Annotated in this window: 15 protein-coding genes; 9 read left to right on the forward strand and 6 right to left on the reverse strand. The window is 66.1% G+C overall.

What is annotated here, in order from left to right; all coding sequences use genetic code 11:
- Nucleotides 1–62: 62 nt before the first annotated feature.
- A complete protein-coding gene (locus JQT59_RS10980; RefSeq protein ID WP_208960247.1) occupies nt 63–1,388 on the reverse strand; it encodes an MFS transporter in 1,326 nt (441 codons plus the stop codon).
- A gap of 131 nt (nt 1,389–1,519) precedes the next feature.
- Here JQT59_RS10980 and JQT59_RS10985 point away from each other — a divergent pair, with 131 nt between their 5' ends.
- The 3 genes from JQT59_RS10985 (at nt 1,520) to JQT59_RS10995 (ending at nt 3,634) form a co-directional block, all read left to right on the forward strand.
- Nucleotides 1,520–2,689: an LLM class flavin-dependent oxidoreductase gene (locus tag JQT59_RS10985; RefSeq protein ID WP_213576161.1), complete on the forward strand. Its 1,170-nt coding sequence runs from the start codon at nt 1,520–1,522 to the stop codon at nt 2,687–2,689.
- Nucleotides 2,690–2,708: 19 nt separating this feature from the next.
- Nucleotides 2,709–3,122, forward strand: a complete 414-nt coding sequence (locus JQT59_RS10990; RefSeq protein WP_213576162.1) for a helix-turn-helix domain-containing protein — start codon at nt 2,709–2,711, stop codon at nt 3,120–3,122.
- 80 nt (nt 3,123–3,202) lie between these two features.
- Nucleotides 3,203–3,634 carry a VOC family protein gene (locus JQT59_RS10995; RefSeq protein ID WP_213576163.1) on the forward strand — a complete coding sequence of 144 codons (432 nt, stop codon included), beginning with the start codon at nt 3,203–3,205 and terminating at the stop codon, nt 3,632–3,634.
- Nucleotides 3,635–3,667: 33 nt separating this feature from the next.
- Here the strand turns inward: JQT59_RS10995 and JQT59_RS11000 are convergent, their stop codons facing one another.
- A complete protein-coding gene (locus JQT59_RS11000) occupies nt 3,668–4,183 on the reverse strand; it encodes a CGNR zinc finger domain-containing protein (RefSeq protein ID WP_213576164.1) in 516 nt (171 codons plus the stop codon).
- A 263-nt stretch (nt 4,184–4,446) separates the two neighbouring features.
- On the opposite strand from JQT59_RS11000, the gene JQT59_RS11005 reads away from it, so the two are divergent.
- Genes JQT59_RS11005 through JQT59_RS11020 form a run of 4 tightly spaced genes read left to right on the forward strand, consistent with a single transcriptional unit; the run spans nt 4,447 to nt 8,197 of the window.
- Complete coding sequence (locus JQT59_RS11005; protein ID WP_213576165.1) at nt 4,447–6,297, forward strand: hypothetical protein; 1,851 nt, start codon at nt 4,447–4,449, stop codon at nt 6,295–6,297.
- The gene (locus tag JQT59_RS11010; protein WP_213576166.1) at nt 6,294–6,491 is read left to right on the forward strand and encodes a hypothetical protein; all 198 of its coding nucleotides are present in this window, start codon (nt 6,294–6,296) and stop codon (nt 6,489–6,491) included. The genes JQT59_RS11005 and JQT59_RS11010 overlap by 4 nt, the downstream gene beginning before the upstream one ends.
- Nucleotides 6,492–6,866: a hypothetical protein gene (locus JQT59_RS11015; RefSeq protein WP_213576167.1), complete on the forward strand. Its 375-nt coding sequence runs from the start codon at nt 6,492–6,494 to the stop codon at nt 6,864–6,866.
- Complete coding sequence (locus JQT59_RS11020; protein WP_213576168.1) at nt 6,863–8,197, forward strand: hypothetical protein; 1,335 nt, start codon at nt 6,863–6,865, stop codon at nt 8,195–8,197. The genes JQT59_RS11015 and JQT59_RS11020 overlap by 4 nt, the downstream gene beginning before the upstream one ends.
- 24 nt (nt 8,198–8,221) lie before the next feature.
- Here JQT59_RS11020 and JQT59_RS11025 read toward each other — a convergent pair whose 3' ends face one another.
- Together JQT59_RS11025 and JQT59_RS11030 are read right to left on the reverse strand one after the other, a co-directional pair.
- Complete coding sequence (locus JQT59_RS11025) at nt 8,222–9,028, reverse strand: family 1 encapsulin nanocompartment shell protein (RefSeq protein WP_213576169.1); 807 nt, start codon at nt 9,026–9,028, stop codon at nt 8,222–8,224.
- Entirely contained in the window at nt 9,025–10,077 is a 1,053-nt protein-coding gene (locus JQT59_RS11030; protein ID WP_213576170.1) for a Dyp-type peroxidase, read from the reverse strand. Before JQT59_RS11030 ends, JQT59_RS11025 begins: the two co-directional genes overlap by 4 nt.
- A gap of 137 nt (nt 10,078–10,214) precedes the next feature.
- On the opposite strand from JQT59_RS11030, the gene JQT59_RS11035 reads away from it, so the two are divergent.
- Nucleotides 10,215–10,640 carry a pyridoxamine 5'-phosphate oxidase family protein gene (locus JQT59_RS11035; RefSeq protein ID WP_213576171.1) on the forward strand — a complete coding sequence of 142 codons (426 nt, stop codon included), beginning with the start codon at nt 10,215–10,217 and terminating at the stop codon, nt 10,638–10,640.
- Between the two features lie 27 nt (nt 10,641–10,667).
- Here the strand turns inward: JQT59_RS11035 and JQT59_RS11040 are convergent, their stop codons facing one another.
- A complete protein-coding gene (locus JQT59_RS11040) occupies nt 10,668–11,432 on the reverse strand; it encodes a maleylpyruvate isomerase family mycothiol-dependent enzyme (RefSeq protein ID WP_213576172.1) in 765 nt (254 codons plus the stop codon).
- A 20-nt stretch (nt 11,433–11,452) separates the two neighbouring features.
- Entirely contained in the window at nt 11,453–14,947 is a 3,495-nt protein-coding gene (locus JQT59_RS11045) for a serine/threonine-protein kinase (RefSeq protein WP_213576173.1), read from the reverse strand.
- A gap of 144 nt (nt 14,948–15,091) precedes the next feature.
- On the opposite strand from JQT59_RS11045, the gene JQT59_RS11050 reads away from it, so the two are divergent.
- Nucleotides 15,092–15,763, forward strand: a complete 672-nt coding sequence (locus JQT59_RS11050; RefSeq protein WP_213576174.1) for a cyclase family protein — start codon at nt 15,092–15,094, stop codon at nt 15,761–15,763.
- Nucleotides 15,764–15,788 lie beyond the last annotated feature (25 nt).

Genomic DNA, 15,788 nt, shown 5'->3' on the forward strand with positions numbered 1-15,788 from the left:
CGTATCGAATACGCTGGTGTATCGAAGTCGGTGTACCGAGAGAGTGCCGACGGATGTCCGGGTCAGAGGTAGAGGTCTTGCTTGCGGATCGCAGATGTGGCGGCGACGCTGACGATCGAGGTGGCGACGAGGTAGCCGCAGGCGAGCCACGGGGCGCCGCCGCCGACTGCGATGAGGGCGGTGAGGATCATCGGCGTCACACCGGAGGCGTAGATCCCGGAGAATTGATACACCACCGACAGTCCGGTGTAGCGGATCTCGGTGGGATAGAGACTTGCATAGAGAGTGCCCTGCGCTCCGTAGAACAGAGCGTGGATGATCCCGAATACCAGGACCAGCGCGACGGTGAACCAGAGCATGTTCTCGGTGCCGAACAGGCCGAAAGTCGGGAACACCGCCAGGCCGTAGGCGGCGATTCCGATGATGTAGATCCTCGCGGCCCCGTAGCGGTCCACCAAGAGTCCGGAGAACGGAAGCAGGGCCGCCATGACGACTGCCGCGATCGTGACGGCCAGCAGGACGGGCACTTTCGCGAAGTCCAGACTCTTCGTCGCGTAGGTGATTGCGAAGACGCCCCAGGTGTTGAACGCGGCCCCTTCACCCCAGCGTGAGAGCAATCCGAGCACACTGCTGCGGCGGATGGGGCCGCGAAACACGTCCTTCAACGGAGCGGAGGAACGCGTCTGCAGTTCGTGCACTTCCCGGAATGCCGGGGTCTCCTCGACCTTCAGTCGCACGACGAAGCCGATGACGACGAGGATCAGGCTGAGCAAGAACGCGATTCGCCACCCGTACGACAGGAATTGGGCGTCGTCGAAGATCACCTGCAGGGCCGCGAAGACTCCGGTCCCCAGTGCGAGACCCAGGGCGAGGCCGATCTGCGGGATGCTTCCGAACAGCCCGCGTCGCCGCGCAGGGCTGTGCTCGACGGCGAGAAGCACGGCGCCCGCCCATTCGCCACCCAGGGCGAACCCCTGCAGAATCCGGAGCAGGAGCAACAGCACGGGGGCGAGAACACCGACCTGCTCGGCGGTCGGCAGCACGCCCATCAGGGCGGTGGCGATGCCCATGATGAACATGGTCAGCGCGAGCGTCTTCTTGCGCCCGATGCGGTCGCCGATGTGGCCGAACACGACTCCACCGATCGGGCGGACCACGAAACCGACTGCGAATGTCGCGAAAGCCAGCATGGTGCCGACGAAGGACGTCTGGTCGGGGAAGAAGAGTTGGTTGAAGACCAGGCTGGCGGCAGTTGCGTAGAGGAAGAAGTCGTACCACTCCACTGTCGTGCCCAGGAGGCTGGCTGCCACGACGGTGCGTAACCGCTTGCGCCGCTCGAGGTCGGACTCGGTCGACGGCGAGGAGGCGGGTTGGGAGAGCGTGGTCATGGGCCGGTGACGTTATCGGTGTCCGTCGCCGGCCTTCACCCTCCGAATCACGGTGAATGAAACCCTCCCGCCGGGGCCGCCAGGTTGATGAACTGGGCAGCGCTGACCATCTTCGTCGACAAGGATCCCGCGTGTCTCTGCATTTCCACTGGTTCCTGCCCACCTACGGTGACTCCCGCAACTTGATGGCAGGCGGCCACGGAAGCTCGATGGCGGGGGATCGTCCCGCAACGCTGAAATACCTCAACCAGATCGGGGCAGCCGCGGAGGCGAGCGGTTTCGAATCGGTTCTCACCCCCACCGGCGCCTGGTGCGAGGACGCGTGGCTCACGACGGCGATGTTGGTGGAGACCACTGAAACATTGAAATTCCTGGTGGCACTGCGGCCAGGCTTGCTCAGCCCGACGCTCGCCGCCCAGATGGCGTCGACATTCCAGTGGCAGTCGCAGGGGCGTCTGCTGCTCAATGTGGTGACCGGTGGAGAAGACCACGAGCAGCGGACGTACGGCGATTACCTCGACAAGAATCAGCGATACGCACGGTGCGGAGAGTTCCTCGACGTCATCCGGCGTCTGTGGTCGGGCAACGGTCCGGTCGACTATGCCGGCGAGTACATCCGGGTCGAGAACGCTTCGCTGCAGCGGATTCCCGATCCTGTGCCGCCGATCTTCTTCGGCGGGTCGTCACCTGCGGCCGGTACCGTCGCGTCCCAGTTCGCCGACACCTACCTCACCTGGGGTGAGCCGCCCAGTGCCGTCGCCGGGAAGATCGCGTGGATCCGGGACCTCGCCGAGGTGCAGGGACGCACGCTCGACTACGGCATCAGACTGCACGTGATCAGCCGCGACACCTCCGAGGAGGCCTGGGCCGAAGCCGACCGGCTGTTGGCAGCGCTCGATCCGGCCACGGTCGAACAGGCGCAACAGAGCCTCGCCCGCTCGGGCTCGGAGGGGCAGCGGCGGATGCGTGAGCTGCACGGCGGAGGTAGCGCGTATTCACAGGCGGGTGACGCGCGGAGTCTCGAGGTGGCGCCCAACCTGTGGGCAGGTGTCGGACTGGTGCGGGGTGGCGCCGGCACTGCGCTGGTCGGCTCGCACGAGGAGGTCGCCGACCGCATCGCCGAATACGCGGCACTCGGACTCGACCATTTCGTGCTGTCCGGTTATCCCCACCTCGAGGAGTCGTACCGCTTCGGAGAGGGCGTGCGGCCCATTCTCGAGCGTCGCGGGCTCGTCCAGCCACGCAGCCACCGCCCGGGCGACCTGTCGGGCTCGACGGCGTTCCTGTCCTCTCGTCGGTAGGTCCTGCCAGACTGGGAGCATGACGGCGGCTGCTCGAGTTCCCGAGGAGCTTCTCCCGCACCTGCGCCGCGCCCGCGATCTCGTCGACCGCAATTACGCGGAGCCGCTGGAGCTGGGGGAGTTGGCGGCATCGGCTGCCGTGTCGAAGTACCACTTCCTGCGGTGCTTCGCCGCCGTGTACGGGAAGACACCCGGGGTCTATCTCGCCGAGCGGCGTATCGAACGAGCCCAGGACCTCTTGCGGGCCACCAACCTCACCGTGACGGAGGTCTGTCATCTCGTCGGTTACACGAGCGTCGGGTCGTTCAGCGCCAAGTTCCGGCAGCTTGTCGGGACCTCACCGTCGATGTATCAGGCCAAGTTCGCCGAGAACGGTGCCCCGCGCATCCCGGGCTGCTACGTCTTCATGCACGGCCTGAGTGATCGCCGCTGAACGTCGCAATTTCGGAGAAGCACGACGAAGCGGCCCCGACGTAGGTTCGGTGCAGAACACCACACAGGCAGGGGCAGCACATGATTACAGGCGTATCCCTCGTGACGCTGTACGTCACGGATCAGGACGAGGCGAAGAAGTTCTATGTCGACACGCTCGGCTTCGTCGAGGGCACCGACGTCACGATGGGTGACGGGTTCCGCTGGGTGACGATCATGCACCCGGACCACTCCGAGCTCGAGGTCACCCTCATGAAGCCGGGACCGCCGCTCGACGCCGACATGGCAGAGGCGATCCGGCGCGCACTGGCGAGTGGGACGATGGGCGGGTTCGGATTGACCACCACCGACTGCCGCAAGACCTACGAGGAGTTGCGCGCGAAGGGGGTCGAGTTCACGCAGCCTCCGGCCGAACGCCCCTACGGGGTCGAGGCGGTGATGCGCGACAATTCGGGGAACTGGCTGGTGCTGGTCGAGAAGCGCGAGTTCACGGGCGAAGATTTCCCGCACTGATCATCCCAGAACAGTCAGCTCGCCCGAGGACGATCAGCAGCGCGACCGGTGACGGCGGACGGCGTCCCGGTTGGCGCAGCGAGGCGAGCAGTAGCGTTGCCGCCCGTTCCGCGAGGTGTCTGCATAGATCACTGTGCATTCCTCCACCGCGCACCGGCCGAGCCGGCTCATCCCTCGGCCGACGAGATGCAATGCGGTTCCGACGGCAATGAGTGCCTCGAGCACTCCGGCGAGGGAACGCTGGTCGTCGCGATAGTGCAGATGCCAGCCGTCGCCGGCGTGGTTGGTCAGACGTGGGTAGGCGGACGCCTGTGCGAGGAGGAGATTGACTTGCTCTGCGCGGTCCTGCTCGTTTCCGGCGTCCACGATGACCGCCCACCGGTCGAGCACGGCGAGCACGTCGCCGAGGTCGTCCTCGGAGACCGGGAAATCGACCACGACTCCGGCCTCGATGCATCGGGCCACCAGCTCGTCGATGGTCCGGGGTCGGCGATTCGCCAGATCAGCGGCGAGTTCCACCGCATACTCACCGTAAGGGTTGAGATGCACAATGCCATTACATCACGCTGGAGCCATGAGTGAACGGCACGAGCACGCCTGGCGGGAAGTATCGCGACATCTGACGAGTACAGGGGTGGTGTCCTACACGGGCTGCAGTTGCGGACGTTGGCGATTAGTCCTGGTAGAGACTGCGATAGCGGCTTCTACGCAGATCTACGTCTGATCGCAGAAAGGCATAGATTCGTCTACGGAACGGTGACCTCCCCGACGAGGGGCTGGCATTTTCGGCGCGGGACGCACATAATCACCACGTGAGCCAAGTTACTGTTACTTCGAGTTCACTCATCTTCGCGCAGTCTGGCGGAGAGGGTGGCGGCGCAGCGTTCGACCAGATCATCGGGATCACGGTGGCGACGGCGGTCATCACGATCGGCCTGCTGTGGATCGCGTACCTGCACCGTACGCGGAAGATCACGTGGCTACAGTCGATTGCCGATGCCGCGGGTCGCAAGCTGGACCGCCCCGCGTGGGTGGCGCTCCCGCTGTTCACCTTCGTGGGCACCATTCTCACCGCGTTCTTCGGCTTCATCTGGGATGTGAGTCTGCACATCGGACGCGGGCGTGACGACGGCCCGCTGGCGAACCCGGCGCACTACTTCATCCTCGTGGGTCTCTTCCTGCTGTTCATCACCGGCATGCTGGCGATGATCCTGCCCCGCGACGAGAAGCCAGGTCCGGCCGCGCTGAAGATCACCCGCACCTGGTACGTCCCGGTCGGCGGGGTCCTGGTTGCCGGGGCAGGCTTGTACGCCCTCATCGGTTTTCCGCTCGACGACGTCTGGCACCGCATCTTCGGTCAGGATGTCACGTTGTGGGGCCCCACTCACCTCATGCTGATCGGCGGAGCGGGACTGTCCCTGATCGGCGTTCTCCTCCTCGACTTCGAGGGTCGCGCCGCCAAGACGGGTGAGACGGCCGCCGACAGTCGGCTCATCTGGTTCCTCCGGTGCGGCACTTTCGGTGGACTGATCATCGGCTTGTCCGTCTTCCAGATCGAGTACGACTTCGGTGTCGAACAGTTCCGGTTGGTCCTGCAGCCGATGATGATCGCCGGTGCTGCCGCATTCGCACTGGTTGCCGCGCGCATCGTCCTCGGTCCTTTCGCGGCACTCGTCGCGGTCGCCGTCGCCGGAGTGGTGCGCGCTGCGACCGCGTTGATGGTGGGCCCGGTACTCGGGGCCCCGACCAACGTCTTCGAATTGTGCCTCGGCGCGGCCGTGGTCATCGAACTGCTCGCCCTCACCCCGCTGATCAAGAATCGGGTGGCGTTCGGCGCCGTGGGCGGATTCCTCGTCGCCACAGTCGGACTCTGGCTCGAATCGTTGTGGATCGACGCCATGTACCTCTACCCCTGGCCCACCAGCATGTGGCCGGAGGCACTGGCGATGGCCGTGCCCGTCGGTATCGCAGCAGGAGCCTGTGGTGCGCTGCTCGGCCGGGTGCTGCGGTCCGAGGGTTTGCCGCGTCCCGCGCTCAGCCGGACCATCGTGGTCGCCACCGTTCTGGTGATCGGCGGTGCAACCGCCAACGGCCTGATTGCCACCGTCCCGGAGAACGCGACCGCCACAGTGGTCCTCACCGACGCGGCACCCGACGGCGGCCGAATGGTCAATGCCGAGGTCACCATCGATCCGCCCGATCTGGCGAGCGACGATCCGGCCTGGGTGTCCATCCTGTCCTGGCAGGGCGGGCCCGACCTCGACAACGGTTTCACCGTGGACAACCTCGAACGCACCGGGCCGGGAACCTACCGGACCAACGAGCCCGTGCCGGTGCACGGAACGTGGAAGACTTTGCTGCGCGTGCAGGACGGGCGCACCATGACGGCGGTGCCGATCTTCCTGCCGAGCGACCCGGGGATCGGCGCCGAGGAACTGCCCGCGGAATCGTCGTTCACCCGTGAGTTCGTCCCGGAAATCACCATCTTGCAGCGGGAGCGCAACTTCGATCATCCCAGTTGGTTGTTCGCCGCCGCCTCCCTGGTCGTGTTGGCCTGCACGCTCGCACTCGTCTCCGCCCTGGCATGGGGTGCCGGACGGATCGGCAAGTACACCCGGGGGCAGGCGACCGCCGACACCCGCGAGGACGTGAACGTGACATGAGTCCGGCGAGCGACCCGAATGTCGTGTATCTCGCGGACCACTCGGTGTTGTTGGCGATTCCCGCCTTCGTTCCGGCATTCCTCGTCGTCGGTCTGATCGTCTATCTGGCGGTCCGGGACCGTAAAGCCGAGGCAGCCGAGAATGCCGAGAACACCGATGACGAATCAACGAAGCGGAAAGAGGAGGACGTCTAGGTGATCAGGCGGTTGACCGCCGTGGTGGCGGTGTCCGCGGGTGTTCTCGTCGGAGCTTCCGGGTGCGGTACCGAAACCGAAGCCCCTGGCAGCGGTACTCCCGAGGACAGTGTCGTGATCGACGTCCGGATCAGCCAAGGCACGGTGACGCCCACCAACGAGCGCATCGACGTCGCGGTAGGACAGACCGTGACCGTGCGCGTCGACAGCGACGCCGACGATGAACTGCACGTACATGCGGTGCCGGAGCACTCGTTCGAGATCCACCCGGGGACGGGCCAGCAGACCCAGTTCTCGGTAGAGGTTCCGGGCCAGGTCGCCTTGGAGCTGCACGAGACCGGCAAGACGGTGGCCACCCTGCTCGTGCGTCCATGACCGCTGTGCTCGCACACGGGCTCGGTGGGTCCACCGATCTTCCGATTCCCTTCACCTTTGCCCTGATCGGCGCGAGCTGGGCGCTGACCGTGTCGTTCGTCGTTCTGGCCTTCGCGTGGAAGACCCCGAAACTCGATCCCGACCGGCCCGGCCGCGCCCTCCCCGACTGGGTCACGCGGTTTGCGGACTCGCCCATCACCCGGAACGTCCTGGCGGGTGTAGCGCTCGTCCTCACCGTGTGGGTGGCTCTGGCCGCGTTCTTCGGCCCGTCCACGTCCGCGGATAATGCGTTGCCCGGTGTGTTCTACGTGCTGCTGTGGGTGGGCCTGGTCGCGGTGTCGCTGGCGTTCGGCCCGATCTGGCGGGTGCTGTCCCCGGTACGGACAGTGCACCGAATGGTGTGCGCTGTGCTCGGGCGCTCACCCGGAGAACGGAACCGGCGGTACGGCGACTCCTGGGGATATCGGCCGGCGGTGGTGGGCCTGTTCGCTTTCGTGTGGCTCGAACTCGCGTATTCGGATCCGGGTTCGGTTGCCGCCGTGCGTACCTGGTGTGTGGCCTACCTCGTCGTGACGTTGGCCGGCGCTGTTGTCGCGGGGGAGCGCTGGTGCGAGCGAGGTGATCCCTTCGAGGTCTACAGCACCCTCGCATCCCGGTTGTCGCCGCTGAGCCGCAATCGCGGTGACGGCCGGATCGCCTTACGTAATCCGCTCGACCATCTGGGGTCGATGCCCGTGCGCGCCGGGTCGGTGGCATTGATGGCGACCCTGCTGGGGTCGACGGCGTTCGACAGCTTCTCCGCCTTTCCATGGTGGCAGCGAACCCTCGACGCAGCCGGCGGGCCAGTAGCGGAGACGCTGGCGCGCACGGCCGGACTGCTTGTCTTCATCGGCTTCGTGGGTGTGTCGTTCTGGGCGGCCACCAGGGCGACGGGCGGACTACGTCCAGAACAGCGCGCCGCCCTCCCCGGATTGCTCTCACACTCGCTGATCCCGATCATCATCGGCTACGTGTTCGCCCATTACCTGACGTACCTGGTGGAGAAGGGTCAGGCGACGGTGATCCTGCTGGCCGACCCGCTGGGACGCGGATGGAATCTGCTCGGACTGGGCAACGCCGAGGTGGCGTACATACTGTCCGAACACCCGTCCGCGACCGCGTCGATCAAGGTGCTCTGTGTGCTGATCGGGCACGTCCTGGGCGTGGTTGCGGCACACGACGCATCGGTGCGGATCCTGCCGCGGGGGCATCAGCTCACCGGACAGCTGGCACTGCTGCTCACCATGGTCACGTACACCTTCGGTGGGCTGTACCTGCTGTTCGGCGGCTGAAGCGCCCGCCCGGCGTGGAGAGTGTCAGCGTTGGAGAACGACGGCGGCCTCGGCGGTGAGCGAGGAGAACGTGAACGTCTCTTCGAGGTACAGCGTCACGTCGGTCGCGGTGTGGCTGTCGTAGCCGATGGACAGGTCGGCGCCGAGGGTCAGTTGGTTGTCACCGCCACGGGTGGAGAGCACGTACCCGCCGCGGATCGCCGGGGCCCAGATGATGTCGCCGGTGACCAGGGCGTCGAGGTGGTGGAACACCGGGTGCCCGGCGTCGCGGGTCTCGCTGACTGCCGTGTACGTGTCGGCGTCGAGCACCACCGAGTACGGTCCCTCGACACCGGCGAGACGCAACGCCGACAATGCCGAGGCCACGGCGTCGGGAACGAGAAGCGGATCTTCGGGCAGGCTCAGGACGGGATTGTCGCTGGACGCGCCGATGCCGCGAATCCCGGCCTGCTCGAACCCGTCGAAAATCGACTGGTCCTCGGCGAACGCGATGGCCTTCGCGGCGTCCTTGACGGGCTGCCAGTCGGAGTCGAGAGAGCCCCTGGCCACGTCGTCGACCTCAGCGCGACTGAGCGTGAACGGGAAACGCAGTTCGACGAGGGGATGGACCTGGCGCAATTGTGCCCGAATTCGGCTGTCGGAGGTACTGATCGGGGTGACCCGCCCGATGTTGTGGGCGGAGTAGGAGTAACCGAACGGCCCCGCGACGTCGACGACCCGTCGCCCGGCGACATGGCGCTTGAACGTACGAGCCGCCTCCTCGCTGATCTGCTGCCACGCTGCCTCCGTCACCGGGGCGAGGTTGCGGTGCAGATTGCTCGAATCACTCATTGCGATACTCCTTTGAGACCACCGATGTTCAAGGACAGGTCGTACGGGTCCGGCTGCTCGGCTTCGCCGGTGGCATTCGATGGCGCCTCGGCGCTCTCCGGCTCATCGGCGAGGGACTCGAGAACGTCCCGGCTCGGAACGAAGAACAGCGTGCCCGTGACGGCCGTAGAAAAATCGAGGATGCGGTCGTAATTGCCGGGCGGTTCGCCGAGGAACATGCGTCGCAGCATCAGTTCGGTGACGCCCGGATCCCTGGCGTAACCGATGAAGTAGGTGCCGAACTCACCGGCCGCCAGGCTGCCGAACGGCATGTTGTCGCGGAGGATCTGGTGTTCGACACCGTCATCGTCGACGATCGTGTTGAGGGCGACGTGAGAGTTGCCGGGCTGTGCGTCCTCGTCCAACTCGACATTCTCGAGCTTGGTACGCCCGATGACGCGTTCCTGCTCGGTGACGCTGAGCGACGTCCAGGCGCTCATGTCGTGCAGATACTTCTGCACGATCACGTAGCTGCCACCACGGAAATCCGGATCCTCGTCTCCGATGAGGGCGGCCTCGTCGGCCTCGGCGTCGGTGGGGTTTTCGGTGCCGTCGACGAATCCTAGGAGATCGCGGGCGTCGAAATACCGGAAGCCGGACACCTCGTCGACAACGGTGGCAGCGGACCCGAGCGCTGCGACGAGCAAGCGGCCCAGCTCGAAACAGAGGTCGGCGCGGGCAGCCTTGATGTGGAACAGAACGTCACCAGGAGTGGACGGGGCGCTGTGGACGGGTCCGGACAGGGGGAGGAAGCGGTGCAGGAGAGCCGGTTTGGCGGCGGGGCTCACACGGTCCCAGAACTCGGATCCGATGCCCACCACACACGACAGCGAACCCGCCAGTTCCCGGAAACCCACGGCCTTGAGAAGACTTTCGAGGTCGGCGACGACGTCGCGGACCGTCAGCGCGTCCTCGCGCGACTCACCCGCCACCACGACGAGGAAGAGCGACGCCGCACTAGGTGGTGTGAGAACGGCTTGCGCAGCCAATCTCGGCACTGGACCCGGCATCACGGCCTCCGATCATCTCGACAACGACGCTGCACCGACCGACGGGTCCCATTCAACACCCTCGGCTGAATCCGTCGACTCGGGACCGCAATCCTTGACGGAACACGATGTCGGTGGGTGCGTCTACCGTCGGCGACATGCCACTCTCTGCGCACGAGCGCGAACAGTTCCTGGCCGAGCCGCACATCGCGGCGCTGTCGGTGTCCGCGGGCGAGCACCGCGGACCCCTGACAGTCCCGATCTGGTACCAGTACCACCCCGGTGGCGAAGTATGGGTGCTCACCGGCCCCGGGTCGGAGAAGGCGCGCCTCATCGAGGCGGCCGGGCGATTCACGATGATGGTCGAACGAGTGGAACCCACCGTCCGATACGTCTCCGTCGAGGGCGCGGTGACGCGAACCGCCCCGGGAACGGACGACATGATGCGGGAAATGGCTCAGCGTTATCTCGCGCCGGAGAAGGTCGACGCCTACCTCCACTTCGCCAAGGCTCAACTCGGCGAGCAGGTTGCGATCTACCTCCGGCCCGAGCACTGGCGATCGGCAGACATGGGATCGAGCTGACTCGCTCCCATGCCCGGGTGAAACGCCTCAGACCTGCACGGTGTCGAGGAGGGCTTCGGCAACTGCTGCGTCGCCGAAGAGTTGGAGGCTGTCGAGCGGCCGCCGCCGCCACACGGCGAGGAGTAGCTGTTGCGCGGAGCCGCGCAACGCGACGTCGGCTTTCGTGTGTTCGGTCGTGACGGCCATGCCGTCGTCGGTGAAGGCCAGCAGCCACTCGGCGTCACCGGTGTCGGTGCCGTGCAGGTGTACGGTGCGGCCGAGCAGGCTTTCGGGCACCTGCCCTGCACCGAGAAATCGTGAGGCCATGGCCTGGATCCACTCGTCGACGCCGTCGGCCGCTGCGGTGGGGTCTGCGGGTTCGGGCAGTGGCCCACCGGCCGTGTGGACGGCATCGGCGGCGTCGAAACGATGGACCGTCGCCTCGTGGGCCTGTCGGCGAACCCACCACCGCGCGGTTGCCGGTCCGACGAAGGTGGGTGCGGGCTCGTCGAGGTCTCGCTGCTCGAACTCGGTCATCATCGACTCGTGAGCCGAACGGTACGCGTCGAGACACTCCGGTCCCCGCGGCATCTGCCGCGCCGGTCGAGCCTGGTCGAGGGTGGCTCCGGGGCCTGCCTGCATCACGGCGGTCACCCATAGGTGGACTTTGCCGGTGTGCCGGACCACGTGTTCGAGCGTCCAACCCGGGCACGACGGTACCGGCGCGGCTAGAGCGTCGGCCGGCATCGACGCGATGCGCTGCCCTTCGGTGCGCAGGACATCGAGAAGGAGGGGCGTGCCGGGGTTCGTCATCCGCTCACGGTAATCCATCGTCACAAGGTGTACGGGGCAGTCGACGCCTGGATCTGTTCGAGGAATTCGGGTGGGACGGCAGGCCACTCCGGCTGCCAGTCGCCGGCCAGTTGATCTGCCCGCAGATCCGCGCAGAGGGCGACGACGAGCGGTCCACCGTCGGGGAGAATGCGGCGAAGGCCCCGGACGGCGCAGATGGACGCCACGGAAGCGAGTACTTTCTTGGCCTCGTCTTCGCGGCCCGCCGCGGCAAGGCACGCCACCAGCAGTCGATCGGCCAGGAGCAGCGCCCGTCGGCGTCCGCTGCCCTCCAGCCTGCCGGTCCACTCGTGCGCCCATGTGCAGGCCAGCTCGATGTTCTCTCGGGAACGGGTGGCGAGGAGGAGACGGATGGCGGTGGCTTCTTCTACCTGCGCTGTGATCGAGTTCAGGCCGTGCACCGGTCGGCGCCGCTCTGCATAGGTGATCGGTGTGGCTGCTCCGAGTGCGGGATGGGCGGAGATTCCCAATCTTCGGCGTTCGTTCTCCACCCGGGCCTTCAGGCGCGGAAGTCGATGCGCAGTGGCGATTTCGTAGCCTTCGTGCAACCGGCGGGCGGCTTCGTCGCGGTCGTTGCGGAGTGCCTTGATGTGGGCCCCTGTGACGTACCGGGCGATCTTGAAGTCCACGCCGCCGCTTTCCGCGCCGAGGCGGTACCCGTCGTCGAGTAGCTGCTCCGCCTCGTCGAGTTCGCCCCGCTCGTAGAGGAGCTCGCCGAGAAGGGAACCCGCGAGCCGGCCCGAGGGCGCGTGCACTCCGCCGGCTTTCCTCGCGCCACCCCTTGCCTTGCGGAAGCGCTTCTCCGCCTCGTCGACGTCGAGTTCTTCCTGCGCGCAGATGCCCACGTAGCACTCACCGTGAACCATGTTGTGCGGTCCCTTGTTCCGCTGGTAATAGGGTTGCGCTCGTTCCTGGAGCCGTCGCGCTTCGGCGAAGTCGAATCGATACACTGCGGCGAAGGTGGCGACGTTGGAAGCGGCCGACACCACCCAGGGGTGCAATGATTCCGGCTGGGCGAGGCTCTCGGCGACGAGTTCGTCGATATCGTCGATCCGGTCGACGCGCAGCTCCCCGACCCCGCGAACCGCACCGATCTCGGCGCGGAGATCCGCGATGTCCCCCGGGGCGAGTGCGCTGTGTTCAAGGGCACGCTCAGCCAGTTCGAGCGCCCGCCGCGCCGGTTCCATGCGGCTCAACATCATGTCTGCCCATGCCACGGTGATCTGCAGTCGGGCGCTGCGCTGCACCAACCGCGGCGGGAGCTTGCCGACGAGGGAGAGCAGCGTCGCGGTCTGCGAATGCTCGAAGAGCGACAACCCGTCGGCCTCTACCAACTCGAGCGCCCGTTGTTCGTCACCGGCCGAGAGAGCATGTTCGACAGCCTCCCGGAGCAGTCCGTGGTTGCAGAACCAATCCGACGCTGCCCGATGAAGTTCCCGAAGACGTTCGGGCTGATCGCGTTCGAGCCTCCTGCGGAGAAATTCGGCGAAGAGGGTGTGGTAGCGAAACCACGTCCGCTCGTCGTCGATGTGACGGAGGAACAGATCCCGGTCCTCCGCCTCCTCGAGCATGGCCTGCCCACGTGCCGTGTCCGCGAGGGTGCAGGCGAGGCGTCCACAGATGCGGTCGGTGATCGACGTGGCGAGCAGAAAGTCGAGCATCGCCGGTTCGAGGGTGTCGAGGACGTTCTCGGCGAGAAATTCGCCGATCGCATGATGCCGTCCCGACAGCCCGGCGATGAGTTCCCCGGGATCGGATCGGCCCCGCAACGACAACGAGGCCAGTTGCAGCGCCGCCACCCAGCCGTCGGTGGAATCTCGGAGTTCGGTGACGTCGTCGTTCTCGAGGGGCAGGCCACCGAGGTCGACGAGGAACTCTCGCGCTTCACCGTTGTCGAAACGGAGCTCGGCATAATCGATTTCGACCAGTTCGTCCTTGACTCTCATTCGGCTCATCGGCAAGCCCGCCCGGGTTCGGCTCGCGACGATCACCTGCAGGTGGTGACACCCGTTGTCGAGGAGGAACTCCAGGGCGGCGATCGTCGCCGGATCGGACACCCGTTGCCAGTCGTCGATGATCAGCGCGACGCGTTCACCGCTCGTGTGGATCTGGTTGACGAGGGAGGTGAGTACATACCGCTCGGCCTCGTTGTCGTGCTCCTCGAGAACCTGACCGAGTTCCTCGGCCAAACTCGGCCGCACGTGCCGGATCGCCTCGATGAGGTGCGCGACGAACCAGACCACGTTGTCGTCGTCGTTGTCGACGGTCAACCATGCGACGGCCACACCGTCCGCGGTCAGGACATCACGCCACTGCACAGCCAGGGTGCTCTTCCCGAAACCGGTCGGGCCGTGGATGACTGTGAGTAGCCGGCGACGGCCGGCCCGCAACAAGTCGATGAGGCGTGCACGCTCCACCAGTCGCCGGGTGGGCACGGGCGGCCGGAACCGGGTAGCCGGCGTCGGCGGAGGCGTCGAGGTGTCCCGTCGCCTGCCGGTGGTGGAACGAGGGGTGTCACCGGTGCCGGTGCCGGACGGCGCGGCATCGGCGGGATGGACGACGACGATGCCTTTGTCGACGGGCATCGCCATCTCGTCGACGGGCAGTCCGTGACGGCGTTCGATGTCGCGGAGTTCGTCTCCGAATGCGGCGGCGGAGGCCGGACGCTCCTCCGGGTTGCCGGACATCGCCCGTTGAATCACGTCGCTCACGTCGGCGGGAAAGCCTTCCTGGCGCAGATCGGGCACGGGCTGGGTGGTGATCCGCAGGAACTGGGCGATCACCTCCTCGCCGTGGTGCCGCTCGAACGCGGCATGACCGGTGATGGCGCTGAACAGCGTGGCGCCCAGGCTGTACACGTCGGACGCCGCGGTCGGTGCCCGCCCCGACAGCACTTCGGGGGAGGTGAACGCCGGTGATCCGGTGACTGTGCCGGCCGAGGTCTCGAATGCCCCGGACATCCGTGCGATGCCGAAGTCGGTGAGCTGCGGCTCGCCGTATTCGGTGAGGAGGATGTTGCCGGGTTTCACGTCGCGGTGGAGTATTCCCACCCGGTGGGCGGTCTCCAGGGCGCCGGCGAGTTTGACGCCGATTCGGAGCGCCTCGCTCCACGGCACGGGACCCCTTCTGCGGATCTGCATGTCGAGCGAGTCGTGGGGATGAAATTGCATCACGATGAAGGGTTTGCCGCTGTCCGTAGCGCCGACCTGCATGATGTTGACGATGTGTGGGTGTCCGCTCAATCTGCCCATCGCGCGTTGTTCGCGCAAGAATCGTTCGAGGTTTTCTGCGTCGAGTTCTGCGGTGAGCACCTTCACGGCGACGGTCCGGTCGAGCTGGGGTTGCACGCAGCGGTAGACCACTCCGAATCCGCCGCGGCCGATTTCTACGGCATCCTCGAGCCCGACTGCGGAGAGTTCGGCTGCGAGCGTGGGAGCAGCGCCACGCTGAGTCGCGAGCGGATCAAATTCGGCCATCGTCGGCCTCGACCTGACGTTGTGGCGTCAGCAACCGCGCGGGCATGCAACCACCTCTTTGCTCGCCGTCGAGCATATCGTGGCGCGCAGTGCCGTGCCGCCGCCACAGCGTGCACATGCCCGCGAACCGTGGACAATCGAACGATGCCATACGTGCGGAGAATCGTGGACCTTTCCCACACGATCGGTCCCGGAATGCCGGTGTATCCCGGTGATCCGGTGCCGATGCTGACGCCGCACCGCACGATCGAACGCGATGGCTACAACGTCTTGGGTGTCCGCTTCGGATCTCAATCCGGCACCCATGTAGATGCGCCTGTCCACATGGACGCAACCGGCGCCACCGTCGACGCCCTGCCGCCCGAGCTGTTCGTCGGCCGCGGAGTGTTGTTCGACGTCCGCGATCTCGGTGCGCGCGAACGTATTACCGTTGATGCGATCCGAGCCGCGGCTGAACGCGTACGGCCCGGCGACATCGCCCTGTTCCATACCGGATGGTCGCGTTATTACGGCAGCGACGCCTATTACACGCATCCCTACCTCGATCCCGATGCCTGCGAACTACTGCTCGCTCGGGGAGTTCGAACATTCTGCGTCGACGCACCGAGTGTCGACGAGACGCCGGCCGACGGGCAGGCCGAGAAGGGATATCCGGTGCACCACCTGATCGCCGCTGCCGGGGGAGTGATCGGCGAGAACCTGTGCCGCCTCGACCTCATCGACTTCCCCGACCCCCTCGTCAGCCTGTTGCCGATCACCATCGAGGGCTCGGACGGCGCCCCCACCCGTGCGGTGGCACTCGACCTCGGGTACTGATGTCGACGGCGGGCCAGAACGACGT

The organism is Rhodococcus sp. USK13 (genome assembly GCF_018343855.1).
GTDB lineage: Bacteria > Actinomycetota > Actinomycetes > Mycobacteriales > Mycobacteriaceae > Rhodococcus_F > Rhodococcus_F oxybenzonivorans.

Bases quoted from the DNA above. Each gene is read 5' to 3' on its own strand.
- JQT59_RS10980 (WP_208960247.1), bottom strand. From the start codon at position 1,388: ATGACCACGCTCTCCCAACCCGCCTCCTCGCCGTCGACCGAGTCCGAC.
- JQT59_RS10990 (WP_213576162.1), top strand. From the start codon at position 2,709: ATGACGGCGGCTGCTCGAGTTCCCGAGGAGCTTCTCCCGCACCTGCGC.
- JQT59_RS10995 (WP_213576163.1), top strand. From the start codon at position 3,203: ATGATTACAGGCGTATCCCTCGTGACGCTGTACGTCACGGATCAGGAC.
- JQT59_RS11010 (WP_213576166.1), top strand. From the start codon at position 6,294: ATGAGTCCGGCGAGCGACCCGAATGTCGTGTATCTCGCGGACCACTCG.
- JQT59_RS11020 (WP_213576168.1), top strand. From the start codon at position 6,863: ATGACCGCTGTGCTCGCACACGGGCTCGGTGGGTCCACCGATCTTCCG.
- JQT59_RS11025 (WP_213576169.1), bottom strand. From the start codon at position 9,028: ATGAGTGATTCGAGCAATCTGCACCGCAACCTCGCCCCGGTGACGGAG.
- JQT59_RS11030 (WP_213576170.1), bottom strand. From the start codon at position 10,077: ATGCCGGGTCCAGTGCCGAGATTGGCTGCGCAAGCCGTTCTCACACCA.
- JQT59_RS11035 (WP_213576171.1), top strand. From the start codon at position 10,215: ATGCCACTCTCTGCGCACGAGCGCGAACAGTTCCTGGCCGAGCCGCAC.
- JQT59_RS11040 (WP_213576172.1), bottom strand. From the start codon at position 11,432: ATGACGAACCCCGGCACGCCCCTCCTTCTCGATGTCCTGCGCACCGAA.
- JQT59_RS11045 (WP_213576173.1), bottom strand. From the start codon at position 14,947: ATGGCCGAATTTGATCCGCTCGCGACTCAGCGTGGCGCTGCTCCCACG.
- JQT59_RS11050 (WP_213576174.1), top strand. From the start codon at position 15,092: ATGCCATACGTGCGGAGAATCGTGGACCTTTCCCACACGATCGGTCCC.